This window comes from Streptomyces sp. NPDC004051 (assembly GCF_053604275.1).
Genome location: NZ_JBSGHG010000019.1, coordinates 19,450 through 44,167 on the forward strand (window position 1 = coordinate 19,450; position 24,718 = coordinate 44,167).

Here is a 24,718-nt window from a genome sequence, read left to right on the forward strand (position 1 = left end):
TTCCTTCCCCCGCCTGCCCGCCCCTTGACATCGAAGGCGAGACGACGCCCATGCCACCCAGCTCCACCGCGATCCGCAGGACCGTCGAGGCGTACCTCGGCCGGCACCCCGGCGAGCGTGACGCCCTGGCCGACCTCCTCGCCGCGCTGGACCGGCCCGTCGACGCAACCGCCCGGACGACGCTGCCCGGGCACGTCACGTGCAGCGCCGTCGTCATCGACCGGCAGGGCCGGGTCCTGCACATCCGGCACCGGGCCACCGGCGGCCTCATGCTCGCCCCCGGCGGCCACATCGAGCCCGGGGACCGCACACTGCTCGCCGCGGCGCTGCGCGAGGTGGACGAGGAAGCCGGGATCCCGCCGGGCACCCTGTGCCTGACCCGGCAACTGCTCGGTTCTCCGATCGACATCGACGTTCACGACATCGACGCCAGCCCTTCCAAAGGGGAACCGGCCCACCGCCACTACGACGTCCGCTACGTCTTCTACCTCGCCGGCGAGGAGCCGCCTGGGGTCGCGCTACAGGATGAGGAGGTCTCCGGCGCCCAGTGGCTCCCGCAGCCGGAGGTCACCTCACCGACACTGCGCGCGAAACTCCTCGCGGCGGGCCTGGACGGCAGGCCGGAGCTGGTGAACGCTTCCGCGCTGATCCACGACGGGGCCGGCCGGTACCTGCTTCATCTGCGCGACCACAAGCCCGGCGTCATCTGGGAGTCGGGGGCGTTCGCCCTTCTCGGCGGCGGTCGCACGCACGACGACCAGAGCCTTGAGGGCACCCTGCTGCGGGAGCTGTCCGAGGAGGTGCCCGACCTACGCCTCGAGGATGTAAAGCCCTACGCCGTGGAGGCCGCGACCAGCATCGACGGCCTCAGCGTCCCGGTCCAGGTCTTCGCCGGCCGGTGGCGCGGCAACCCCGACCGTCTCGCGCTGCACGAGGGTGTGCTGCTGCGCTGGTTCGCGCCCGACGAACTGGACCGGCTGCGCCTGAGCCCCGCCACCCGGGACCTGATTCGCCGACATGCGGCCGAGAACCCCCCGGACAACCAGACGGCCGCAGCTCCCCCCGTGTGGGACGGGGGCAGCCGGACCGTACTGAACGGCGTCGGAGTCCACCTCCACCTCGAAGACGCCGAAGGCCGGGTACTTCTCGGCCTGCGTCACCCCGACTCGAAATACGGGGGCGACACCTGGCACTACCTCGCCGGGCGGTGTGAGCAGGAGTCCGCGCTCTCCTGCCTGGTCCGCGAGGCGTGGGAGGAAGCGGGACTGGTCATCGAACCCGCCGACGTGGAGCTCGTCCACGTCGTCCACGTCGTCGACACCCCGGGCGGCCTGCCCCTGTTGCAGCTCGTGTTCCGAGCTCGCCGGTGGAAGGGCACCCCCGAGGTGCGCGAGTCTGACAAGTGCCTGACCTGGCAGTGGTGGCCGCGGGACGAGCTGCCGGACCCGATCGTCTCCTACACCCGCACGGCCATCACCGCGATCGCCGAAGGCCGCCCCTACTCTCAGCTGGGCTGGTGAGCAGGGTGAGCACACCCGCCGGTAGCGGCCCCGGCCGGCGGGCCCAGGCCGAGTCCAGGTACGTGCTGCGGGGGCTCCTGGCGGAGCCGAGGGAGGTGCCCCGTGCCGCGCTGCACTGAGCCCCTCTCCGCCGCCGGCACTTCGCTGTGGCGGCACCGGGACTTCCGCCGGTACCTGACCGGGCAGGCCGTGAGCGTGGCCGGCAGCTCGATCACGCAGATGGCGCTGCCGGTGCTGGCCGTGCTCCACCTGGACGCGACCACCGCCCAGGTCGCCTGGCTGGCGTTCCTCGGACAGCTCCCTCCCGCACTGCTCGCCCTGCACGCCGGCGCGCTCGCCGACCGGCACTCCAAGCGCCGGCAGATGATCGCCGGGGACCTGGTGAGCGCGACGGTGCTCGCCACCGTGCCGGTCTCGGCCGCGCTGGGCACCCTCACCCTCACGCAGCTCATGATCGTCTCCGTGATGCAGGGGGCGGCGAGCGTGCTCCACGACGCGGCGGCCATCAGCCTGCTGCCCGGCCTCGTCGACCGGTCCTTGATCCAGAGGAGCAATAGCCGGGTCGGCGCGCTGTTCGCGGTCGCCGTGACCGCCGGAAGCCACTTCGGCGCCGCGCTGACCGCGCTACTCGGGCCCGCACGGGCCCTGCTCGGCGACGTCGCCTCCTACCTGATCAGCGCTGTGTGCACCGCCCGCATCCAGACCGCCGAACCCGCCCGCGCACGCCCGGAGACCCGCCGGCTGCGCGGTGAGATTGGCGAGGGCCTGCGGTACGTGCGCGACGATGACCGGCTGTGGACCCTGACCCTGGTCAACGCCACGACCTCGTTCGCCCTTGGGCTACTCAACACCCTCTGGGCGCTGTACCTGTTGAGGTCCCTGGCGATGAGCGCGACTGCGTTCGGCGTGGTGCTGGGCCTCGGCGCGCTGGGCGCGGCCGCCGGAGCGCTCACCGCACCGGCGTTGGCCCGCCGGTGCGGGCCGGGGCCGATGATGCTGGCCGCGCTCGCGATCACCCCGCTCACCCAGCTCCCGCTGCTGCTCGCCTCCCCTGGCCTTGCCTGGCAGATCACGATCGGTGCGGCGCTCTTCCTGCAGCTCGCCTGCGCCGGTGCCGCGGGCACCACCCAGCGGTCCATCCGCCAGATCGTCACCACGGCCGGGATGCAGGCGCGGATGCAGGCGGTAAGCACCTGGCTGACGTCCGGCGCCCGGCCCGTGGCCGCGCTCCTCGCCGGCGCCTTGGGCACGTGGATCGGTGTCCGGCCCGCTCTGACTGCCGGAACCCTCCTGCTCCTGATCCCGCTCGTCGTCCTCGCCCGCTCCCCGATCCGCGCCCTACGGAAGATGCCGGACCCGCCCGCAGCCCGGACGTTTCCTCCCGCCGTGCCCACTCCAGCGCGCACGGACGACACGCGGCACGAGCGCGCACTCGGAGGCGATGCCTCGTGAACGAAGTGCCGAACTCGGCGGCGATGCCCGCTGCTCCACCCGATCCCCTGGAGTGCACCGTGCTGAGCGATCCCACTGCGCCCGTCGCGCCCTTCCTTCCGGCGCAGCCCGCCGGCGACACCTCCGGGGCTGTGGCGGCCCGGGCGGCGATGGTCGCCCGGCTCGAGGAAAGCGGAGCGCTCGGCCCCGGACCGGTGCGAGAGGCGCTGCTCGCGCTGCCGCGCCAGATCCTGATGCCCCAGGCATACGTGCGGCGCAGCGCCCCGGACGAGACCCAGCCGCGCTGGGAACTGCTCGACTGGATCCGCCCGGCCGACCGGGACGAGCTGCTGGAGCGGCTGCACAGCGGGGACAGCGTCGCGATCCAGCACGACGGGGAGCCAATCCTCGGCCGTACCGCCGGGTCGCGCCGCGGCGGCGCCATGACCGCGATGTCGAGCACGATGAGCCTGACCTCAGACCTGCTCCAGCTCCTGGACCTGCGGCCCGGGCAGCGCGTGCTGGACGTCGGGACCGGCGCCGGGGTGACCGCGGCGGTGGCGTGCTTCGTGTGCGGCCACGACCGGGTCGTCACCCTCGACATCGACCCGCACGTCACCGCGGCCGCCCGCGAGCGCCTGCTGGCACTGGGCTACCAGCCGACCGCGGTGACCGGGGATGGCACCGCAGGCCGGCCCGATGCGGGCCCGTACGAGAGGGTATTTGTCTCCTTCGCCGTCCGCCGCGTGCCGACAGCCTTGGTGGAGCAGCTGGCGCCGGGCGGGCGTGCGCTGATGACGCTGGGGACGTCGTCGCCGTCGTGGCCTGGCCTGGCCGTGGTCGACAAGCGACCGGACGGCACGGTGGAGGCGGAGCTGCGCGCGGTGGAGTTCGGGCACCGTGCCGGTGCCGGCTTCGACCGGCTGTTCCTGTCCGCCTCCTTCCGGAAGACGATCACCACGGCCGACGGGTCAACGCAGCGCACCCGGGTCGCGCCGCCGGCGGACACGGCGCGCGGCATGTGGCTGGCCCTGGACGCCCTGTATCCGGGGTTGGTGCGCCACTTCGGAGCCGAGGACCTTGCGATCGGCGCGCCCGAGTGTGGGTCGTGGATGCGCGTGCGTCCCGTCGGCCACCGTCGGTGGGACGTGACGACCTGCGGCCCCCGGGACATCTGGGCGGAGGTCCAGGACGCCGCCGCCCGCTGGCGGGCGGCCGGTGAACCCACCGAGTACCGGCTCCACCTCGACACCGGCGACGTCCAGCGGGTCACCGGCCCGAACGGCACCCTGATCTGGCAACTTCCTCACGCTCCTGGAGATGCACGATGACCAGCCCCGACCATCCGGCCGCTGCGGCGGTCTCGGACGATGCCCTGTTCGGGTCCGAGGCCGCCGACTACGCCCGCTACCGTCCCGGCCTGCCAGACACGGCCGTCCGCCTCCTGGCCGCCACGCAGCACGGCGTACCCGACCCCGTCCTGCTGGACCTGGGCACCGGCGCCGGCCAGGTGCCCCGCGCGCTGCTGCCCGTTCTGCGCCGGCTGGTTCACATCGATCTGGTCGACGTGAACCAGCACATGCTCGAGACGGCCCTCACCGCCCTCGAACCGGTCCGCGGGTCCTGCACAGTGAACGCCTTCACCGGCGAAGCGCACACCTTCACCCCCACCGCGCCCGGCCGAGCACCCACCTTGATCACCTGCTGCCGGTCCTTCCACTGGATGTCCCGCGCGGAGGTCCTGAACATGGCGGACCGGGTTGCCGCGCCGAACGCCGTCGTGGCGATCATGGGAGACGGCAGCCTGTGGACCTACAAAGCGGACTGGACCGCCGCCCTTCGGGTGCTGATCCAGACCTACCTCGGCAACGACCGGCGCGCGGGCACCCGCGGAACCTACGCCGGGCGGGGCCGCTCCTACGAAGAGGGCCTCGCCGACTCGGCGTTCAGCGACGTGGCCGAGCACCGCTTCCCCGTCGCCCGCGCCTGGACACCCGAGGACGTCCTCGGATACCTGCGCACCACCAGCTTCGCCCGCCCCGCCCTCTTCGCCGGCCAGCACCACGAGTTCGAGGCCGAGGCGCTCCGCGTCCTCCGGGGCCATGCGCGCGGCGGCGTCCTGAAGGAGGACGCAGAGTTCACGGTGCTGTTCGCGCGCCGCCCCGGTGGTGACGTGTGACCGGCACCCAGCGGCACACCGAGCCGCTCGACGTCCACCTCATCGCCCTGCGCGACGGCTCGGCCGGGCCCGAAGTGCTGCTGTCCCGACGGGCCGGCGACGTGTACGCGGCAGGCTGCTGGCATCTGGTCAGCGGGCACCTGGACGGTCCATGGGAGGACATGGTCACGGCCCTGGTGCGCGAAACCCGGGAAGAGGCCAGCATCGTCGTCGACCGGGCCGACGTCCACGCAGCCGTCACCGTGCACCACCGCTCCCCCGCCGGCAGCGCGCGCATCGGGGTGTTCTTCGAGGTGAGGCGCTGGCACGGCACCCCAAAGGTCATGGAGCCCCAGGTGTGCGACGCCATGGACTGGTTCGCGTTCGACAGGCTTCCGGAGCCGATGGTCGCGTACTGCCGGGCCGGGCTGGACGCCTACCGGGCCGGGACGCGGTCGGCCGTTCACTTCCAAGAGCCCGGCGACCCGATCGCCTACACCCCGGACGCCGACCGGCTGGTCCTGGTCCCCGGACCCGGCAGCCCCGGCACAATCCCGGAGGAGGAGGCGCGCGCCTTCGCCGAGAACGCGGTGGGCCGGATCACTGGGTGGGCGGACGTGTCCTGGGCACGTGAGGAGAGCCGCGTTTGGCGGGCGAGCGGCGCCGAGGGCGGCACCTGGTACGTCAAGATCCACCAGAACGACCGCTTCCACCAGCGCGAAGTGTCGGCGTTCCGCGGCTGGGTGCCCGGTCTCGGCCCGGCTGCGCCCCGGCTGGTGGCCGCCGACGCACAGCTGCGGGCCGTGGTGCTCACCGCGGTGGGCGGCCGGTCCCTGTACGGCGCCGTCCACCCTCCCGGGCAGCAACGCCACGTCTTCCACCGCATCGGACAACTCGCAGCCGCCATCCACACCAGCGCCCCACCACGCCCAGCCACCGGCACCCTGCCCCTGGGCAAACTGGAACGGCACCTGAACGGTGCCCGGCCCCACCTTGCGCCCGGGGATGAAGAGTTCATCCGCACCACCGCCGAGAAGGCCGCCGACCTGCCCGCCTTGGAGGCGGTCCCCACGCATGGTGATCTGCAGTCCCGCAATCTGCGATGGGACGAAGACGCCGATGTCCTGTACGTGATCGATTTCGAGCGGTCGGAAGAGGGCCCGGCGATCAGGGACTTCGTGCGGCTGTCCGATGCATGGCACGGCCGCCCCGACCTTCTGCAGGCCGTGACGGACGGCTACGGCCGCCTCTTCACCCCGGAGGAAGAGGCCCAGCTCGCGGCCCTGTCTGTCCTGGATTCCGTCTCCGGCATCTCCTACGGCGCCGCGCACGGCGACCCCGAGCTCGTCGAGCGGGGCCTGCGCACGCTGGCCCGGCTCCGCGCCGCACAACGCCCCTGAGTACCACCACGCCTACCTACGAGGAGCAGCACGTTGACGTACACCGCCCGCGACGAGTGGGAGAAGCACTTCAGCGACGGCAAGAACTTCCGGCAGGTCGGTGAGCGCGAGCGGGAGCTCCTCGCCGAACACACCCCCGTCCCAAACGTCGGCGGCCGGGCGCTCGACGTGGGATGTGGCACCGGCGAGCTGGCCGCCTACCTCGCGTCGCTCGGCTACACCGTGGACGCCGTCGACTTCGCCGACAGCGCGCTCGCCCGGGCCCGCGAGGAGCACGCCGACGTCGAAGGCGTGCGCTGGCTGCACCTGGACATCGAGCACGATGGCCCCGCCCCGCTGCATGAAGAGGGGTACGACCTGATCACGCTCCGCCTGATGTACCCGTTCGTGCAGGACAGGGGGCGCGTCCTTCACAGGCTGGGGGAGCGGCTCCGGGACGGCGGCGCGCTCGTCATCATCACCCCGGTGGCGGAGCACACGCCGCAGGAACGGCGCGGCATCGCCCTGGACGAGGACGAGATCGCCGTGCTCACCGCCGGATGGGAGACGGTGGAGCGGCTGGACGCGGACGGCCTGGCCGTCCTGGTCCTGCGCGGCCCCTGCCACGCCGGCACGAGGGCCGTCGAGAAGCGGCCGACCACCGCCCACGCCCTGACCGGCGCCCTCGCGGTCGTCACCGACGACGCCGGCCGGATCCTGCTCGGCCGGTCCCGCCGCGGCATGCTCGAACTGCCCGGCGGCAAGACCCGCGGCCCGGAGGACTTCGCCGCCGCGGCGGTCCGCGAGCTCGCCGAGGAGGCGGGCCTGGTCGCCGACCCGGCGGATGCGTACGTGGTGACGATGCTGGTCGACGACAGCCACGGCATCCCGCGGCTCACCGCGGTCGTCCGCATCACCGCCTGGTCCGGGACTCTGACCAACCCCGAGCCCGAGAAGTTCGCCCGATGGGAGTTCTTCGACCTGCACGCTCTGGCCTGCGTTGGCGACGTGTTCGCCCCGGCCGCAGCTGCGGTGGATGCCGTATGGCCCGGAGTCATCCCCGGCCTGCCGCCGACGGCCTCCTACCCCGTCGTTGTCGACCAGCCGCCTGTGCCTGGGGAACCGGCCGAGGCCGTCCGGCTGCGCCGGGCGATGGCCGGGACGGTCATCGCCGGCGGCTGGGCCGTCTCCGCACCGGTCCGCGACGCACTGCGCACGGTGCCCCGACATCGCTTCGCTCCCGAGAAGGACCTGAAGACGGCGTACGACGCCGGAGACGTCGCCATCGTCACTTGTCGCGACGAAGCCGGAAGGGCGACAAGCTCGGTGTCCGCGGCGTGGCTGCAGGCCGACATGATCGAGGGTCTTGGCCTCGAGCCGGGCTCGGTCGTGTGGGAGGCGGGCTCCGGCGGGTACAACGCCGAGTTGCTCGCTCACGTCGTCGGCCCGGGTGGGTGGGTGGTCACGAGCAACATCGACGAGTTCGTCGTGCGCCGTGCCCGTCGGTTCACCGCGGAGGCCGGCAGCGGGCGTGTGACCGTCGTCCACGGCGACGCCGCTCACGGCGCGCCGGCGCTTCTGGTCCCGCGTGGCGGGTTCGACGCCATCGTGATCACCTACAACTGCAGGGACGTCGCCCCGGCTTGGAAGGACCAGCTCGCCGAGGGCGGCCGACTCGTCCTCCCCCTCGAACTCGGTGGCTATACGAGGGCGATCACCTTCCAGCGGACCGGTGATGTGCTGGTCGCGGAGAAGTTCACGCACTGCGGGTTCGTCCGCGCCCAAGGCGCGCACGCCCGCGCCGCCGCAGTCGCCGACCTGCTGGACGGTCAGTTGCAGCTCCGCTTCGAGGACGGCCCCGCCGGAAGCGCCGAGGGCCTGGAGGAGGCGCTGCGCGGACGGCGGCACGAGATTTCCACCGGCGTCACCATGGGACCGGGCTTCTACTTCGGGTCGCTGCAGCTGTACGCGGCCACGACGCTGCCCGGGTTCTGCCGCCTGGCGGTCGCCGCCGACCAGGAGAGCTCGGTCGTCGAGATCGCCACCGGCTCGGATGCGCCGGCTGTCCTCTCCGGCGCCTCGCTCGCCTACCTCACGTACATGCAGAGCCGGCACAGCGAGGAGCGTGAGTGGGAGTGGTACGTCCACGCTTTCGGTGACCAGGGTCCCGCTCTCGGCGAGAAGCTGGCGGAGGCGGTCCGGGCCTGGGACCGGAACGTACGCGGCGACGGCGGCGCGAGCAGCGATCCGGCCGTGACCGTGCACCCCGCCGGAACGCCGGACCACCGGCTTCCTCCCGGCGACGTGGTGGACAAGAACCACTGCCGCGTCGTGGTGCAGTGGCCCGGCCGTGACGCCCTCCTGCCCTCACCCGTTGACCGGGGCGAAGCACGGGCCGCTTCCGGGGAGGGCATGTGACGGGTGGGCCGGCACAGGCGGCGGTCTTCGCCGCGCCGTCGGCACGTGACGAGCAGACGCGGATGCGGGAGGCTCACGCCGCCGCGGCACGCAGCCTCCAGGTGACCGCGTCCGGGCCGGAGGTATGGGGCTGGCAGGGCCGCACCCTCAGCCGGCGGGCGGGGAACTGCTGGCTGCGCGTCGTGGCCGCACCGGTCGCGAAGCAGGGCGGGCGGCTGTGGGAGGGCACCGCCTCGGCGGACGCCCTCGTGCCCCGATCCGTGCCTCGGCCGCGGCTGCGGGGCCTGCTCGACTGGACCGCGGACGCAACCGCCTACCGCGCCGAGCTCACCGAATACGTCCCCGTGCCCCCGGTGACGAGCGGTACGCCGGTGCTCGCCCGGGATGTCGCCCTTCCTGACACGTGGTGGGCGGCTCTGCGCATCGCACTGGAGACGCTCGCCACGGTGCCCACCGATCGGGAGGCGGTACGGCAGCGGTGGATCGACAACAACTTCCGCCGCTTCCTCGGCATCGACCCCATCCAGATCCACGCCTACACCACCGGCCACGGAGACCTTCACTGGGCGAACCTCACCCACGCGCCCCTGGTCCTGCTCGACTGGGAGAACTGGGGACGCCTGCCCATCGGCTACGACCTAGGGCTCCTGCACGCCTACTCCCTGACCGCGCCCGCGACCGCGGCACGGATCCGCCACCAGTTCGCCCACGTCCTCGGCACGGCTGCCGGCCGCGCCGGGGAACTCGTCGCACTCGGCCAGCTCCTACAGGCCTGCAGCAGGGGCGTCCACTCCCGCCTCGCCCCGCTCACCGCCCGCCGGGCCGAGCACCTCACCGGCACTCCCGTACCCGCTCCCTGACCGACCCGGCTGCCGCCGGGGTGGAGGAACACGTGCCCAAGCCGCGTATCGACGTCGTCGTCCTGACGATGAGCGACCGGCCGTCCGAGGAAACGGCCGCCCAGGAGACCCTCCTGGCGCAGACCGGTGTCGACGTGCGGGTGGTCGTGGTCGGCAACGGCTGCCGGCCCGAGGTCGTACCTCCCGGCGCGCTCACCATCAGCCTGCCGGAGAACGTCGGCATCTCCGCCGGCCGCAACGCCGGCGTCGAGGCACTCCGTCAGGCAGGAAACCCCGCGGACTGGCTGTTCTTCCTCGACAACGACGCCACCTTCCCCCGCCCCGACGTCCTCTCCCGGCTCATCGCCGAGGCCGAGCAGCCTCCCGAGGCGGCCTGGGTACAGCCCCGGCTGACGGGCCCGGACGATGTGACCACCCCGCGCCGCTGGGTCCCCCGGCTGCGCGCCTCCGCCCCGGAACGGCCGGGGAGGGTCACCTCGATGACCGAGGGCGTCGTCCTGATCCGGCGGGAGGCCTTCGACAAGGTCGGCGGCTGGGAGGGCAGCCTGTTCCTGTACCACGAGGGCTCCGACCTGGCCTGGCGGCTGTACGCGGCGGGCTGGAGCAGCTGGTACGCCGCCGACATCCGCATGCATCACCCGCTCACCACACCGGCCCGCCACGCGCTGTACCACCGGCTCGCCGCCCGCAACCGGATCTGGATCGCATACCGCAAGCTCCCCGCCCCACCACACGGCTGGTTGACCGCCGTCCACTGATCGGCAAAGTCACCCGCGCCCCAGGGCGGCCCGACCTCACCAGCGTCGTCGCCTACCATCTCGCGCCCCCTGGCAGGACACCGAGATCGTGCTCTCCGCGAGTTCCACTCCCCCGCTCGCACCCCGGACGCTCACATCCGCGAAGTGCCCGGAGGATCCAGTGCCAAGTCCGGCGAGCCCCTGCTCATGGCCGCGGCCGAGTGCACCGAGGGGACCGGCCTTCCCGGGTGTGTCAATTTGACGGCTCCGTCCCGTAATCGGCTCTGCCTCACATTCGGTGGTGACGGTGAGTAGTTATCGTTGCTGGTAGTGACACTCCCAGGCCGGCGCGGGTGACGTGATCGTCAGCACCGTGCTTGCCCTGGTCGATGGCGCGTCTGCGACTGCTCTCCTTGAAGCTCGGACCAGGTACGTCAATGATGACGCTCTGTCACCACCGAATGTGAGACGGAGCCGTTAAATGGACACACCCCTTCAAAGCCGTTGATCGGTCGGAATCAGTAGCTGCTCTGCGGCGATCCTGACGAGCGGGATCTCTCGGCCGAGGTACAGGTCGTCGGTGTACGGGCTGTAGCGGTTGCTCGAGGCCTTGCTGTGCGTGATCGCACACCGGATGGTGTAGAGGCGCCTTGCTATCTCGTCCTTCAGTTGCGCCTGGCCCGCAGAGTCCTGCGTGCTGGTGAACTCCAGGTGTGGAACTTCGACGAAGGGAAGACGGTCGGGTCCGGCCGGTCAAGGGGGCCGCTCGCTGCCCCGGCTTGTTGCGGCCGCGTGCCGTGACCGGTCATCCGGCTTGAGTCGAGGGCCATGTCGGCGCCGCGTCTTCGGGGTGCGGCAACAGCGCCAACGACCCCGGCGCCGGCAGGTGGATCCAGCCCTCGATCCGGGCGTCGTCGAGTTCCATCGCCTCGGGGCGGGCGGTCAGGCCACATGTCACCGCACGCGCTGTCAGTGCGCACACCAGCGCGTCGAAAGCGTGCTCACTGGCGTCGTAGGCGTGCGCCGTCGGCTCATCACACCGCAGCCAGGGTGCGGCGGCGAGCAGGGCATCCATCCGTCGAGGGCCGTCGAGAAGCTCCCAGCGGTGCCGGGATGCCTTCGGGTACACCTCGGCGATCGGCCCGCGTCCCGTCCGGTCGACGCGAACGCCGCGGCGGTTGAGTTCGTCCTCCAGATGAGCCCACCGCGCCACCATGGCTCCGATCCGGTCGAAAGGAGCCGGAAGCGGGGGCGCGACCGGGTAGATCTGGTCGCGCACGATCCGGTCCGTGAGCCGGTACCGCAGGTAGTCCTTGCGGTAGCGCTCGCTGTCCTGGCCGCGGCCCGGCCATGGGTTCCCGGCCAGGTGCGCCCCGACCGCGCGCACGAACTCAGCCGGCCACCCGAACGGTGTGTCGACGCCGGCCTGGTCGCCGGGACGCAGCTCCAGAAGCTCGTTGACCAGCAGGTCGTCGGTGCACTTGAGCGCGGGGGGCCCGACCGCGGCCCTCCCGTCCGCCCACTCCACCACCGACATCGCCGTTTTCGAGCGGTCGGCTGACAGATCGATCCCCACCGTGCGCATGCCGCCCATGGTGGCAGGCCCGCATGCGCGCAGTCTGGTGGATGCGGCCGTACGCGCTCCTCCCCCGCCGATGACACTGCCACCGTCAGGGCCAGGAGAGAGTCGTTCACCGACGCCGCCCCGGACCGCATCACCGCGGCCGCGCGTGGCAGCCAGGATCCGGCCGCGTGGCTGCGCCAAGTCGTACGAGACCGGCCGGGCGTCATCGCCCAGGATCGGCGAGGTAGCCGAGGCACGCGTCGCCCGCTACCTCCGGGAGAGGGGCTACACATTCGAGGTGGAGCCCGAGTTCGGCATGGGCCGCTACCCGGACTACCTGGTCACCGCGGGTGATCACACTCTCGTGGCCGAAGTAAAGGAGTTCGAGACGTACGGGATGTTCGAGAACACTGTCCCGGGTCAGGTGATGTCGCGCTCGCCGGCGGAGACCCTCGCGCCGGTCCGAAAGCAGATCAAGAAGGCCGCCGGCCAGCTCAAGGGCCTACGGGACCGAGGCTGGCCACTGGTCATTGTTCTCGACAGTCCCGGTGGCCGACCGATCCTCTTCGATACCCCGCACATGGTGCTCTCGGCGATGTACGGCGACCTGACGATGGAGGCGCCCGTGCTGGCGGACGGGTCTCTGGGCGACTTCTGTGGCGTGGCTGGCCGTAACGGAAGCTGCGGACCGGACCACCCGTACATCAGCGCCGTCGCGGTCATGCGGCGGGAAGACCACGCTGCCTCCTGGGCGGGAGCCTGGTTCGGCGAGAACCGAGCTCGGTACGACGACGCCCAGGCCATGGCCGCCGCCTTCACCGAGGCGAGCAGAGACGCCCCGGCTGGAGCCGCAGGGCGACACCGGCGTCGTGGTCACGGCAGCCACCATCCACAACCAGCGCGACGACCTTGTGCTGTCAGGACAGCACAAGTAGCTGCTCCGGCGCCAGTAGCCCGGCCGGGCGGCCACCCGTACCGCGCCTCTGTCGCTGAACGAACTCCGTCCGAAGCAGCCCGCTGCCAAGGGAGATGGTCAGCGGGCGGTCGCCCACGTGCGGTGTGCCCAGTCTGCGAAGCGGGTCCAGCGGACCTCCGGGTGAGCAGCATGGAGGGCGGGAATGTCGACGCGATAGCCGGGGCCGTTCAGAAACGTCCACATCGCATGCATGTCCGGATTGCCGATCGCCGTCAGCGGTACTTGCTCATGGCGGACTTCCCGTCCCAGAGCCGCGCCGAGCGCGGCCGCCATCTGGCTGGGAGTGGGTGCATCACTGGCCAGTTCAATGCGCTGCCCGACGTAGGAAGCAGGGTTGAGCAGCACTTCCGCCGCGAACGCGCCGAGGTCGGGGCGGGCAAGCTGCTGCAACGACCGACCGGGCGGCAGCGGCAGATCAAGTACGCCGCCGAGGATGCGCTCCGCTCCGCCCAGCGCGTTGTCGAAGAAATACGTCGGCCCCAGAATCGTGTACGGAACATCGCCGGAGGCCAGCTCCGCTTCAATACGCGCCTTGCTGTCGAAATGCGGTACCCCGCTCTCCTGGTCGGCTCCGGCCACAGAGCTGAACACGAGATGCGGAACGCGCTCCTGCGTTGCGGCAGACAGGATTGCCCGCCCCTGGCCCACCTCCGCCTCCACGCCGGCCTCAAAGGGAGTGGTGAATGCGAAGACACCCGCCACCCCGCTCATCGCCGCGGCGAGCGACTCACGATCGCTCAGGGATCCCGCCACCACTTCGACGCCCCGGTCGGCCAGTTCCCGCGCGGCGCTTCGGCCGGGGTCACGTACCAGCCCTCGAACCCGGGCCCGACGGCCCAGCAGCGCATCGGTCACGGCCCTGCCCTGCCCGCCGGTTGCGGCAAGCACCAAAATCGGCTCATCGACCATCGAAGAACTCCCTTCCTCGCAGACAGGTGGCAAGGCATCACCGGCCGGCCCCAACGGTAACCAAACATCACAGACGACACACCCGGCGTCGCGGCGCGCTGTTCGTCCGGCGAAGCGGCCCAGGGTGTCAAGGGGCTTTGTCACGTTGGCTGACCGGCGTGGGATGATCTTGTGGTTGATCGTGCCGGGGAGGGTTCGCTCGTGTCGTCCGCGCCGCCGTCGGACCAGGGGCACCGGTACCCGGTGGCGGTGATCGCGCACGCGGTATGGCTGTACTTCCGCTTCCCGCTCAGCTTCCGGGAGGTCGAGGAGCTGATGCCCGGGCGCGGTGTGCTCGTCTCGTACGAGACGATCCGGCGCTGGTGCGCGAAGTTCGGGCAGGTCTACACCAACGCACTGAGCCGACGCCGGCCCCGGCCCCGGCCCGGGGACAAGTGGCACCTGGACGAGGTCTTCGTGAAGATCAACGGTGAGCTGACGTACCTGTGGCGGGCCGTCGACCAGAGCGGCAACGCCCTCGACATCCTCGTCCAGAACCGGCGTGACAAGGCCGCGGCAAGACGCTTCTTCCGTCGGCTCCTCAACGGAATCGGGTCCGTGCCGCGGGTGATCGTCACCGACAGGCTCCGTTCCTACAGCGCGGCGCACCGCGAGGTCATGCCCTCGGTGGAACACCGCTCGCACAAGGGCCTGAACAACCGGGCGGAGAACTCCCACCGGCCCACCCGGCAGCGGGAACGCGCCATGAAGGGCTTCCGCTCCGTCGGCGCCGCACAAAGACTCCTGTCCGCGTTCAAAGGAATTCGTCTTCCCCGAAAGCGCCGCCTGGTCTCGGAGTCCCGCGCGGGCGTGGAGCGCGCGCTGAAGGCCCAGGCCGCGGACGCGGCGGCCCAAGAGTAGCCGGTACGACGACGAGGGGCGCCCGGTGTCACACCGGGCGCCCCTCGCGGGTGCTCAAGGGCGGGCGCCGGGCTTGTTGACGACGCCCCAGGCGGCGCGGGCGCTGACCATCTCCCCGTCGCCCCCGGTCTCCCCGAGGTAGGCGTAGCTCTCGGGATCGAAGAAGATCTCCTGCTTGCCCTGCCAGCCCGAGGGCGTCCTCTCGGCGTAGGTCACGCTTACGCCGATCGCCGCGCGACCAAGCGGGTCCTTCACGCCGGTCGTCACCCGGGTGCCGGGGATCTTCGCGAGAGCCCGGAACAGGCCCGCCTGGACGTTCGGCGGGATCAGCACCGACCGGTACAGGACGTCGATCTCCCGCCAGTCGCGCTGTGCGCGCGTCTCCCCCTTGGTGGAGCCGATGGTGTGCTCCTCGCGGATGCGCTTCATCATGCGGTCGGAGTCGCTCGGCAGGGTGGCGAGGAAGCGGTAGAACTGCCGCTGGGAGCGGTCGTCGTAGCCCTCCTTCTTCCACTTCTCCTCCTGGTTGGGGCCGTACCAGACCTGGAGTTCGTCCGGGTCGAAGTCTGAGACGTCACCGGCCGGGGGGATGCCGGGCAGATTGGCGTGCCCGGTGCCGTCCCAGCGGGTCCACTCCTCGCTGCTTTGCGGCTTGCCCTGGACGAAGACGGTGCTCTTCTCGTACACCCACTGCTTCGGGCCGGGTTCGGTGCCGTCGTGCTTCTCGACGGTCGCGGCGGCCAGTTCGAGGGCGTCGGCGGAGGCGCCTGCCGACAGCACCTGGGGGCCCTTCCTCGCGGAAGCGTGGGTACTGTCCTCGGGCAGGGTCGCGACGATCCCGGCGGTCACGACGAGGGCCCCTGCGGCGGCGCCGACCAGGATCATCCGGCGCCTGGTAAGGGCGGCGCGCTCAGGGCGGGTCTCCTGCCGGAACGCCGCGGTGAGCCGGGCCCGCGGCGCGGCGAGCCGGTCGGCGTCGGGAAGGGGTGCGTCGGCGCGCAGGCCGCGGAGTTCGGAGAGCTCGTTCATGCGGGGTCACTTTCGTGTGTGCGAGCTTCGATGAGGGGGCCACTGGCCGCGCCGGTTGCGGTGCGCAGCTTCCGGCGGGCGCGGTTGAGGCGGGAGCGGACGGTGCCGACGGGAATGTCGAGGGCTTCGGCGATCTCCTGGTAGCTGAGGTCGGCCCAGGCAAAGAGCAGCAGGACGTGCCGGTCGCCCGCGGAGAGATGGGCCAGCGCCCCGGCCAGCGGGCGGGCGGCGGCCTCGGCAGCGAGGCGGTCGTCGGCGGAGTCGGTCCAGCTGTCGGCGACCGGGTCGTGGCCGGTGCGGGCGAGCAGTTTCAGCGCCCTGACCTCCTCCCGGCGGTGTCGGCCGATCTGCTTGGCGGCGATGCCGTACAACCAGGGCCGGACGCCGGCGCGGGCCGGGTCGAACCGGGCCCGTATCCGGAAGGCCGTCAAAAACGTCTCGGCGGTGACGTCGTCGGCCGCGTCCCGCCCGAGCCGCCGGGCGACGTACTGATGGATCGCCAGGGCGTGACGGTCGAAGAGCGCCGCGAAACGCTCTGGTTCCTCGAGTGAGGCCGCGATGAGCTCGGCGTCGCCGCCGGCCGGGTCGGTCATGGACAGTCCGTCCGTTGGTGAGGTCGGTGGGTGTCAGGATGGCGGGTGGTCACACCCTGTACTTGCCGAGTCGCCGTGAACGGGTTCACGCCGCCTCAGGCGCCGTACGCCTCATGACACCCACCCAATGAAAGAACAACGACGCCCATCACAGACTGGGTGGTCAGGTACGGCGTAGGGGAACGGCCGTCTACCTCCGTAGGACAGGGGCGATGGAACGGCGATGAAGGAACTCCGTCCTCATCAGCGAGAAAGCCGTGGACGCGGTACGCCATGCGCTCGCATTGTCTGCACGATCCACTGCGCCTGAGCGAGGTCTCCTCCCTGCGGGGCGGGGACGTGGCCTTCCCCAACACCACGGACGTGGACGAGCTGGTCGACTGGGTCCGGCCCTTCGACAAGATCACCGTGTTCGCGACGTACGCCTTGCTCGGGCTCGGCACCCTGGAGCGCGCCCACTCCCCCGTCCTCGGGGAGGCCGGGGAGGCGCGGCGGGGTCGGCGCCTGGCCTTGCTGCAGACCGCACTTTTGGAATACGCGGCGGCATACAACCTGCGTACGGTCATGACGTCCCACCAGAAGGTGGAGAGGGCCGCCGCGTTTGCGGAGAAGATGCCGCAGACGGCAGCCGAACTGTACGCAGGCGACGCCTCCGACGAGGCCCTGGCGGCCGCGGGTCGGCTCCCGAAGTCGTCGATTGACACGGAGTTCTACGAGCTGGAGGCCGGCCGGCATGTCCCGCCGGAGCGGGTGTGGTCGGCGTGGCTGTGCGGCAACCACCTCGTCAGCGAGCGGCGCGAGGGGCTGCGGCAGTTCGCCAACGGGATCGACGCGGCCGGGCGCCGGGTGCACCGGGCGTTCCTCGCCAGCGTTCGCGTGCTCGGGGAGGGCGTCGACATCACCGGCGAGCGCGGAGTCGAGGCCGTCTGCTTCGCCGACACCCGCGGTTCCCAGGTGGAGATCGTGCAGAACATCGGCCGCGCCCTCCGGCCCAACCGGAACGGCGGCACGAAGGTAGCCCGCATCATCGTGCCGGTCTTCCTAGAGCCTGGGAGGCTCCAGCCGACGTAGGCGCCTCCGCCGGCTACCGCCCCCTCGTAGCCGTCCTCCAATGCCTGCGCTGTCACGATGAACGACTCGTGGAGCAGCTCGCCTCCCGGGCTCTCACCAGCGGACAGCGCACCGTGCACGTACGGCGTGATGAAGACGGGCGGATCGTCGCGTCCAGCGGCGAAGACCAAGAGCATGACGACGGCGCCGACGCCGCGGCCGAGTCGGCCCTGCTACTTCTCCACCCCACGCGACGCCGCCACGATCGCGGCCTTCCTGCGCATCCGGGTCTACCGACCCGAGTCCCTGGTGTGGCTCGAGGGCTACCAAGCCCTCATCCGCTGGCGAGCCGAGAACGAGATCACCGGTCTGCACGCCGTCCCCTATGACACCGAGACCGAGGTCGGAGCGACCAAGGCGTTCCCGCTGGGCAGATGGGTGCACCAACAGCGCAAAGCACTGCGAGCGGGTGGGCTGGAACCGTGCCGCAAGGAACTGCTCGACCTGCCGGAGGCCGGGATGGCGTGGGAGCCGGGCGAGGAGGCCGGGGAGAACAAGCTCGCCGCGCTCCGGTCCTACCGGCGGATCGCCGTACACCTCGCGCCCCGCCAGGACGCCGTCTGGGGCGAGGGGGCGAGCCTGGGTACAGGGGCTGACTTGATCCCCGTCGGGCAGCACATGGCCAACCTCCGCCGCAAGGGCGGCCTCGGCAAGGATCCCGAGCGTGCCGCAGCCCGCGCTGCTCAGCTCGCTCAGATCGACCCGGACTGGAACTGCCCCTGGCTACTCGACTGGCAGCGGCATGACCGCGTGCTCGCCCACCTGGTCGACGCCGACGGCGTCCTGCCGGCCATCGAACCGGGCGTACTGTTCGAGGGCGACGACCTTGGGAAGTGGCTGCAGCGGCAGAAACAGCCGACCACCTGGAAGCAGTTGTCCACCGAGCAGCAGGAACGGCTGACCGCGCTGGGCGTACAGACCGCCCAAGCACCGTCTCCCGCCCCGGTGGCCGGGCGTGCGACGAAGGGCACCAAGGCGCAGCAGGCGTTCCAACGCGGACTCGCGGCCCTCGCGCAGTGGGTGGAACGGGAAGGTGCCGACCGGCCGGTACCACGCGGGCACAGCGAACAGATCACCATCGACGACGAGGCAGAACCGGTAACGGTCCGGCTCGGGGTATGGGTCTCCAACACCCGCGCGAGGCGCGACAAGCTCACCCCCGAACAGCGCACCGCGCTACGACAGTTGGGCATGGAGTGGGCGTAGCCGACATCAGCGGGCTGCGTTGCCGGCCGATGCGGTCATCGGGGCGGCATTCCACTCGTCCGGCAGGGAGGCGGGCAGGGGTGTCAGGGCGGTGTCAGGGCGGTGTCAGGGCCGCGGAGTCGGCGGTGTGATCGGCGAGTGCGGCGGTCAGGGCGCGATCGCTTCCGGCGGTCGCGACGAGACTGAGCCCGACGGGGCCGGCCGGGCTCTGCACCCCGGGCAGGGTCAGCACCGGCAGGCCCGCCACGCTTGCAGCGCAGATCAGCTGCACGGTCGCGGTACGCAGTGCCATGCCGGTGACGGCCGGGCCGGGCGGGGGAGCCGCCGTCGGGGCCGCCGGCTGTACGAGCGCGGTGCCGGGCGGGATCAGTTCGGCGAGCGCGCTCCGCGCCTGGCTCACGGTGTCCCGGGCCCATGCGAGGTATTCGGTCGGCATGCCCTCGCCCGCAGCGATGGCGTCTGCGACGGGGGGCGAGACGGCCTCGCGGTGCGCCTGCAGCCAGCTGCCGTGCAGCTGCCACATCTCCACGGCCTGGAGGACACCCAGCGCCTCCGCCCACTCCTCGAGATGTGCGGCGCAGGTGCTGCTCCTCGGCTGCAGTGGGACGGCCAGCCGGTCCGCCCACGCGTGGGCTGCGTCGTGCAGCGGCAGACGCAGTGCCGGGTCCACCAGGTCGAACAGGTCCGTGGCCAGGAGCAGCCGTTTGATCGGCTGAGCGGGTCGCCATGGAAGGAGCACGTCGGACACCCGGCTGAGCAGTTGCGGTGTTCGGGTGATCCAGCTCGCGGTGTCGAACGAGGGGGCGAGACCGATCTGGCCGGTGTCCGGGACCAGACCGTGTGACGGCCGCAGGCTGTACAGCCCGCAGTAGGAGGTCGGCACCCGTACCGAGCCCGCCGTGTCGGTGCCCAGACCGATGTCGGCCAGCCCCAGGGCGACGGCGCTGGCCGAGCCGCTCGAGGACCCTCCGGGGACCCGCCCGGGCGCCGCGGGATTCGGTGGCATCCCGTAGTGCGTGTTGAGCCCGGACAGGCCGTAGGCCAGCTCGTCGGTCCGTGCGATACCGGTGACGTCCGCCCCTGCCCGCAGCAGGGCCTGGACGGCCGCGGCGTGGGCGGACTCGATCGGTGCCTCGCGCAGCCATGCCGGATTGCCCGCCCCGATCGCATGGCCGGCGACAGCGAAGAGGTCCTTCACCGCGACCCGGGAGCCGGACAACACACCCCCCTTGGACGCCGCGACCAGCGGATCACCGACAACACGCCAGACCGATGGGTCGATCTCCCCCGGAGCCGGGACGTCATCGCGGGGAGCGCTTGTCGTTCCACCGCTGTCGTGGCGAGGCGGGATCAGGAGCGGCACGTTGGCAACGGCAGAACTCGGCTGCTGGGCAGGCATGAACGACCTCGACGTGATCGGGAGGCAAGCGCGTACAACCGTACGTGCAGGGGGTGAACCGGCTGAAGCCGGGTCGGATGACGACCAAATTGATACAGATCATCAGGGAGGCCCGGCTCGGCACGGGGACTCGTACTCATGGAACCGTGTGAACAGCTCGCTCGCCCTGGTGGCCTGGCTGGAGCGGCTCATCGCTGGCTCTTGATGTCCCACAGGGTCCGCACATGCGGGCCCGCGACGAGATCGATGAGGCCGTAGCGGCTCACCATCTCGCGTTGTTCCGCCGGCGGGAGGTGGCGGTTCTCCTCTCCCTTGCGCGCGACGGTCGTCGTCACGTTCGCGCCCTGCGAGCCGAACTGCCAGTAGACGGTGACGAAACGCGCATCCCTCGTGTACTCGTCGAGCGCGTTGTTCTCGTGCACCCTGGCACGGTAGATGAGGGAGTCGACGCCCTTTTGCTGGTCCTGCTTCACCTGTCCGGAGATCTTTTCCCCACCCCAAGAGTTCCCCACAAACTGGAGCGGCGGCTGCAGCACGAGCCGGTCCTTGCGCGCGAGGCTCGCAGTGGCGTAGAACGCCACCTGGTCGTACGGCGTGTTCATGGGCAGTTGCACCACCAGCCGGGTGGCGAAGGTGCCGCTCGACTCGATCCATTGGCCAATGGGCATCCACGGTTTCGCCTCCACCAGCTCGCCGGGCTGGTACACCTCCCGGCGGGAGAGCGGGTTCACCACCGAGGATTTGGACCACTGCTCGGTGTCGTCCTGCCACTGCTTGCGGAGTCGGTCCTTGGGGCTGAGCGGCACCCGTAACCCCATGGCGTGGAACTCGGTGCCGAGCACGTAGAAACCCACGGGACCGTGGTTCTGGATGGTGATGTCGACCGGTACGGAGAAGGCCTTGCCGTCCTTGCTGGGCACCGCCGTTCCTACGGACAAAGTGACGAGAGGCTCGGTCTTCCGCTGGTACGGCACATAGAGGTTCTGATAGCTGAAATTGGCGACCGCAATGGCCGAGGAGACGATCACCGCGGCGGCCACCCGCTTCGGAGCGGGGATCAGGACTGTCGTCCGCCACACCGTGAGAACGGCCCATGCCGAACCCGCCGAGAGCGCGGCGAACAGCGTCGGATACCACTTTGAATCGCCGTCCTTCACCGTCTCGACCAGAACCAGGAGGTTGGTCAGCAGGGCCGCGAACGCGCCGATCAGAGCCACCAGGCCGGAGTACGAGAAGGAGTGCCGGATCCAGTGGTCCAGCACCCCGACGGCACCCAGCAGGGTGGTGAACGCGACCGCGAGAAAGACGGCACCGGTGATCCGGCCCGGGAAGGTCAGCGCAGAGGCGAAGTCCTCAGCGCCGAACCGGGCCAGCAGCACCGTCGTCAGCATCAGGGTCAGCAGCATGACCGCGAGGGACACGCGTGACTGCCAGGTTCGCAGCGAGGGCCGTACCGCTTTCGGGCGCAAGCCGGGGCGGGGCCGCCTGGGAGGAGTCCGCACCCGATCACCTCCTGAGACCGGCTGTCGTGCACCGCAGGTGTGCGGCGCGGCCTCAGGAGACCTGCTGCCGCGCCGTGGGTCCGAGCACCATCGTCCGTGGTGATCCACCGGGTCGCCATCGGGACGCCTCCGGACGTGGGGCCTCCCCGGCACCGGCGTGGTCGATCGTGTGCCGTTCGGAAACTCATCGCTGCTGCTCGGAGTGGGTCTGGCGCGCCACGGAGTGGCACGAGCCCTGGCTCTGCAAGGGTCTGCCGCCCCGCATAGGCGGGTATGCGTCGGTCGCCTGCTCTCACAGGTCGAACTCCACGTGCTCCACGTCGGTGAACTCCACCTCCAGGCCGTGGGCCCGGCGGCCGCCGTCGCGGAAGTAGACCTCGCCCAGGCCTTCGGCGGCGATGCCGCGCAGCTGCTGCTCACCGGCGCCGGCGTCCTGGGCGTCGAAGAGGCGGACCGCGTGCTGCGGGGGCAGGGCGAGGATGAGGCGGCGGACGCGGTCGAAGATGCCGGGGTGGTTCGCTTTGACGGGGCGATGTAGTGGGCGCCGCGTTCGCGCAGGTAGGCGCCGTGGGCGTGCTGGGTGTGCAGGGCGTCGGCGGTGATTACGGTTCCGGTCAGGTCGAGCGTGTCCAGCAACGGAGCGAAGGCGGGGATCTCGTTGCTCTTGTCGGCGACCTGACGCTGGGCGAGGACGTCTCCGGCGTGGGTCATGGCGGCCAGCAGGGCAATGACCGGCGAGGTGGCGGTGCGGGAGCCGCGTACGGTTTCGCCGTCCACGGCGATCGGCCGCAGCCCGCCCTCGACAGCGGGACTGTTGCGGGCGATGAGGAAGGCGCCGATCGCGACGTCCAGCGCGTCGCCGTCCAGACGGGCCAGCAGCCGGCGCACGGTTCCCGGATGCGGCACCGGTATCCGGCCGGTGAGCGGCTCCGGCGCGAAGCCCAGGACCCGCAGCGTCCAGGACGGAACATCGGCGAGCCATTCGCCGACGGCGGTCAGCGACCGTGCACCGGCCAGCACGCTGGCTGCGGCGGCGGACAGCAGCGGGACCAGCGGGTACAGGCAGCCTCGACGATCCCTCGGATCAGGCACAAGAGCCAGGTAGTAGTGCAGACGCACGGCGTCGGCGACGGGCGCGGTGGCTTCGGCGCGGGCCACCGCCAGGTCATGCCGGGAGTGGGGCACCGCACCTCGAAGTACCTGAACAATCGGGCAGAGAACAGTCATCAGCCGATGCGGCAGCGCGAACGCGCCCTGAAGGGCTTCCGCTCCGTCGGCGGAGCTCAGCGGTTCCTGTCCGCGTTCAGCGGCATCTCACCGCACTTCCGGCCCCGTCGTCACCACCTCACTGCCCCTGACCACCGCGCCGAGATGACTCGCCGCTTCACCACCTGGCACGACGTCACTGACCTGCCCACACCAGCCTGACCACAGCACCATCCCCGCTCCCACCCGGCCTCGACCTGCCCGGCCCCGGATCACCCCCTCAAGTTGACAACGCCAGGTGCATCTGTCTTGCCCCGGTCGTGGGCTGCGCTGGGTCAGCGGCCGGGCGGACACGCCCTCCGGGGGCGGCGGAGGCGGGACGACCAGAGCAGGGAGCGCTGTGGCGGCGGGGGCATCGCGGACGGTGCCGTCGGCCGCTGGGCTGCCACTTCGGTGGGGGCGGTGGCGGGTTGGTGGCGGGCGTCTCAGGGGCGGGGCTCGATCACCTCCAGGGCGCCGGTCTGGGTGTCATAGCTGCGCAGGGTGATGAGCCGGGCCGACAGGGGCGGCGCCGGCAGCAGTTCGGGGATGCGCCGGCCGGCGAAGGCGCCTGCCCGCCGGGTACGGCCGAGGGTGATGTGCGGGCTCCAGCGCCCGGGGACGTGGAATGGGCTGAGGGTCTCGGGCGGGCTGTCCGAGGCCACCGCCTGCCATACCCGGCGGTGCAAGCCGGCCAGCGCGGAGTCGAGGTCCAGCGACCAGGCCAGCACCGAGGTGGGCTTCTCGAAGCGGACCACGCCGGTGAACCGCACCGGCAGCGGCAGGGCGGCGGCCACCTCGGCGAGTTCCCAGCGGATCGGGGCGGTCAGTTCCGGGCAGGCGGCCAGGGTGAGGTGCGGGCTGTTGGTCGGTGAGTGGTGGCGCGCCTGACTGGGCAGCCCCGCGTTCGCGAGCCGCCGCCAGGCTTCTCGAACCGCTAGTTCTGCCGCTTCGTCCAGCAGAAGCTCGACCGTGCGCACCGCTGCAGCCTACCGGTGGGCTGTGAGTGGGCAGGTCCTCGCGGGCAGGCCGCACTGTTCAGGAAGTGTGGCGGAAGGCGGTGGCAGGGCCGATGATGCCCGAGGAGGGGGTGCCGCCGGTGGTGCCGGGGCATCCACCGGGCCGCATTCTTCCGGTCCCTTTGTGCGCCGTGCGCCGTGTCTGGGCTGCACCTTGTGTCGTGCGGATGGCGGGCGCCCGTTCCGCGGGCCGGGTGCCGTGGTGGGAGGCCCGTGGGGTTTCTGTGTGGGGCCGGGGCTCTGGGGGCGGTGCTGCTGGTGTGCGGTGGCCTGCTCCTGGCTGTGGTCGTGGGAGGCCGTGCGGCCGGGGTCGAGGGCGGGGTGGTGGGCGGTCCGCTGCCGTCAGTGGTTGCGGATCTGCTCGATACGGCGGCTCGGCTCGTGGGGATCCGTGTCCTGCATCAGATCGGTGAGGTTCTCGTAGCTCACCGTGTCCTGCCCGGACGCCGTTTTTGGGCTGGTCTGCGGCCGGGCTGAGCGGGTGAGCTGAAGTGGGACGGATTTCGGACGGTGGACCGCCCCGGGTTCGGCAGAGATCTCAGATTGTGGTTGTGACCTGGGGTTTCTTGGATGCCATGGAGTGATTGGCCTCGTCCTCGGCGGGAGGACGGGGCCTGTCTCGCCGTGGAGCCTGCGGTGGTTGTGCCAGTCGGTCCACACCGGCGGTGGCCGGCTCGGCCGGGGAGAGGGCCTTCCGGGGCTGCTGCGGCTTGATCCATTCGGTTTTGAACGGGCCGATCGTGCTCTCTCGGGGCGTTGTCGT

Annotated in this window: 16 protein-coding genes and 4 pseudogenes; 11 read left to right on the forward strand and 9 right to left on the reverse strand. The window is 71.2% G+C overall.

Annotation, left to right across the window (positions count from 1 at the left end; all coding sequences use genetic code 11):
• The first annotated feature begins 50 nt into the window (after positions 1–50).
• From ACWEQO_RS20330 to ACWEQO_RS20365, 8 genes are all read left to right on the forward strand, one after another.
• A complete protein-coding gene (locus ACWEQO_RS20330) occupies positions 51–1,520 on the forward strand; it encodes an NUDIX hydrolase (protein ID WP_452984711.1) in 1,470 nt (489 codons plus the stop codon).
• 102 nt (positions 1,521–1,622) lie between these two features.
• The gene (locus tag ACWEQO_RS20335) at positions 1,623–2,972 is read left to right on the forward strand and encodes an MFS transporter (RefSeq protein WP_452984712.1); all 1,350 of its coding nucleotides are present in this window, start codon (positions 1,623–1,625) and stop codon (positions 2,970–2,972) included.
• Positions 2,969–4,282: a protein-L-isoaspartate O-methyltransferase family protein gene (locus tag ACWEQO_RS20340; protein WP_452984713.1), complete on the forward strand. Its 1,314-nt coding sequence runs from the start codon at positions 2,969–2,971 to the stop codon at positions 4,280–4,282. Before ACWEQO_RS20335 ends, ACWEQO_RS20340 begins: the two co-directional genes overlap by 4 nt.
• The gene (locus ACWEQO_RS20345; RefSeq protein ID WP_452984714.1) at positions 4,279–5,130 is read left to right on the forward strand and encodes a class I SAM-dependent methyltransferase; all 852 of its coding nucleotides are present in this window, start codon (positions 4,279–4,281) and stop codon (positions 5,128–5,130) included. The genes ACWEQO_RS20340 and ACWEQO_RS20345 overlap by 4 nt, the downstream gene beginning before the upstream one ends.
• Positions 5,127–6,509 (forward strand): phosphotransferase, encoded by a 1,383-nt coding sequence (locus ACWEQO_RS20350; protein WP_452984715.1) that lies wholly within the window; start codon positions 5,127–5,129, stop codon positions 6,507–6,509. Before ACWEQO_RS20345 ends, ACWEQO_RS20350 begins: the two co-directional genes overlap by 4 nt.
• Before the next feature lie 33 nt (positions 6,510–6,542).
• Entirely contained in the window at positions 6,543–8,906 is a 2,364-nt protein-coding gene (fxlM, locus tag ACWEQO_RS20355; protein WP_452984716.1) for a methyltransferase, FxLD system, read from the forward strand.
• A complete protein-coding gene (locus tag ACWEQO_RS20360; RefSeq protein WP_361454577.1) occupies positions 8,903–9,766 on the forward strand; it encodes a hypothetical protein in 864 nt (287 codons plus the stop codon). The genes fxlM and ACWEQO_RS20360 overlap by 4 nt, the downstream gene beginning before the upstream one ends.
• Positions 9,767–9,798: 32 nt before the next feature.
• Entirely contained in the window at positions 9,799–10,524 is a 726-nt protein-coding gene (locus ACWEQO_RS20365; protein ID WP_452984717.1) for a glycosyltransferase family 2 protein, read from the forward strand.
• A 784-nt stretch (positions 10,525–11,308) separates the two neighbouring features.
• Here the strand turns inward: ACWEQO_RS20365 and ACWEQO_RS20370 are convergent.
• Positions 11,309–12,088 carry a DUF429 domain-containing protein gene (locus ACWEQO_RS20370; RefSeq protein WP_452984718.1) on the reverse strand — a complete coding sequence of 260 codons (780 nt, stop codon included), beginning with the start codon at positions 12,086–12,088 and terminating at the stop codon, positions 11,309–11,311.
• 1,012 nt (positions 12,089–13,100) lie between these two features.
• On the reverse strand, positions 13,101–13,952 hold the full coding sequence (locus tag ACWEQO_RS20375) for an NmrA/HSCARG family protein (RefSeq protein ID WP_361454589.1): 852 nt from the start codon (positions 13,950–13,952) through the stop codon (positions 13,101–13,103).
• A 201-nt stretch (positions 13,953–14,153) separates the two neighbouring features.
• Here ACWEQO_RS20375 and ACWEQO_RS20380 point away from each other — a divergent pair, with 201 nt between their 5' ends.
• On the forward strand, positions 14,154–14,852 hold the full coding sequence (locus ACWEQO_RS20380) for an IS6 family transposase (RefSeq protein WP_452984719.1): 699 nt from the start codon (positions 14,154–14,156) through the stop codon (positions 14,850–14,852).
• A 54-nt stretch (positions 14,853–14,906) separates the two neighbouring features.
• On the opposite strand, the gene ACWEQO_RS20385 is transcribed toward ACWEQO_RS20380, so the two are convergent.
• Together ACWEQO_RS20385 and ACWEQO_RS20390 are read right to left on the reverse strand one after the other, a co-directional pair.
• Positions 14,907–15,881, reverse strand: coding sequence for a CU044_5270 family protein (locus tag ACWEQO_RS20385; RefSeq protein ID WP_452984720.1), 975 nt, complete (start codon positions 15,879–15,881; stop codon positions 14,907–14,909).
• The gene (locus ACWEQO_RS20390) at positions 15,878–16,474 is read right to left on the reverse strand and encodes an RNA polymerase sigma factor (protein ID WP_361454598.1); all 597 of its coding nucleotides are present in this window, start codon (positions 16,472–16,474) and stop codon (positions 15,878–15,880) included. The genes ACWEQO_RS20385 and ACWEQO_RS20390 overlap by 4 nt, the downstream gene beginning before the upstream one ends.
• Before the next feature lie 450 nt (positions 16,475–16,924).
• Between ACWEQO_RS20390 and ACWEQO_RS20395 the strand changes: the two are divergent.
• Positions 16,925–18,790: pseudogene (locus ACWEQO_RS20395) on the forward strand (Helicase associated domain protein); the annotation flags it as partial.
• Between the two features lie 94 nt (positions 18,791–18,884).
• Here ACWEQO_RS20395 and ACWEQO_RS20400 read toward each other — a convergent pair.
• From ACWEQO_RS20400 to ACWEQO_RS20415, 4 genes and pseudogenes are all read right to left on the reverse strand, one after another.
• Positions 18,885–20,189 carry an amidase family protein gene (locus ACWEQO_RS20400; RefSeq protein ID WP_452984721.1) on the reverse strand — a complete coding sequence of 435 codons (1,305 nt, stop codon included), beginning with the start codon at positions 20,187–20,189 and terminating at the stop codon, positions 18,885–18,887.
• Positions 20,190–20,377: 188 nt separating this feature from the next.
• On the reverse strand, positions 20,378–21,595 hold the full coding sequence (locus tag ACWEQO_RS20405; RefSeq protein WP_361454852.1) for a hypothetical protein: 1,218 nt from the start codon (positions 21,593–21,595) through the stop codon (positions 20,378–20,380).
• A 388-nt stretch (positions 21,596–21,983) separates the two neighbouring features.
• Positions 21,984–22,190: pseudogene (gene tpg, locus ACWEQO_RS20410) on the reverse strand (telomere-protecting terminal protein Tpg); the annotation flags it as partial.
• Between the two features lie 74 nt (positions 22,191–22,264).
• Positions 22,265–22,918 (reverse strand): annotated as a pseudogene (locus tag ACWEQO_RS20415) (transposase family protein); the annotation flags it as partial.
• On the opposite strand from ACWEQO_RS20415, the pseudogene ACWEQO_RS20420 reads away from it, so the two are divergent.
• Positions 22,838–23,119, forward strand: a pseudogene (locus tag ACWEQO_RS20420) (DDE-type integrase/transposase/recombinase); the annotation flags it as partial. The pseudogenes ACWEQO_RS20415 and ACWEQO_RS20420 sit on opposite strands and share 81 nt — an antisense overlap.
• 263 nt (positions 23,120–23,382) lie before the next feature.
• Here ACWEQO_RS20420 and ACWEQO_RS20425 read toward each other — a convergent pair.
• Positions 23,383–23,916 (reverse strand): 2'-5' RNA ligase family protein, encoded by a 534-nt coding sequence (locus ACWEQO_RS20425; RefSeq protein WP_452984722.1) that lies wholly within the window; start codon positions 23,914–23,916, stop codon positions 23,383–23,385.
• Between the last annotated feature and the right edge of the window lie 802 nt (positions 23,917–24,718).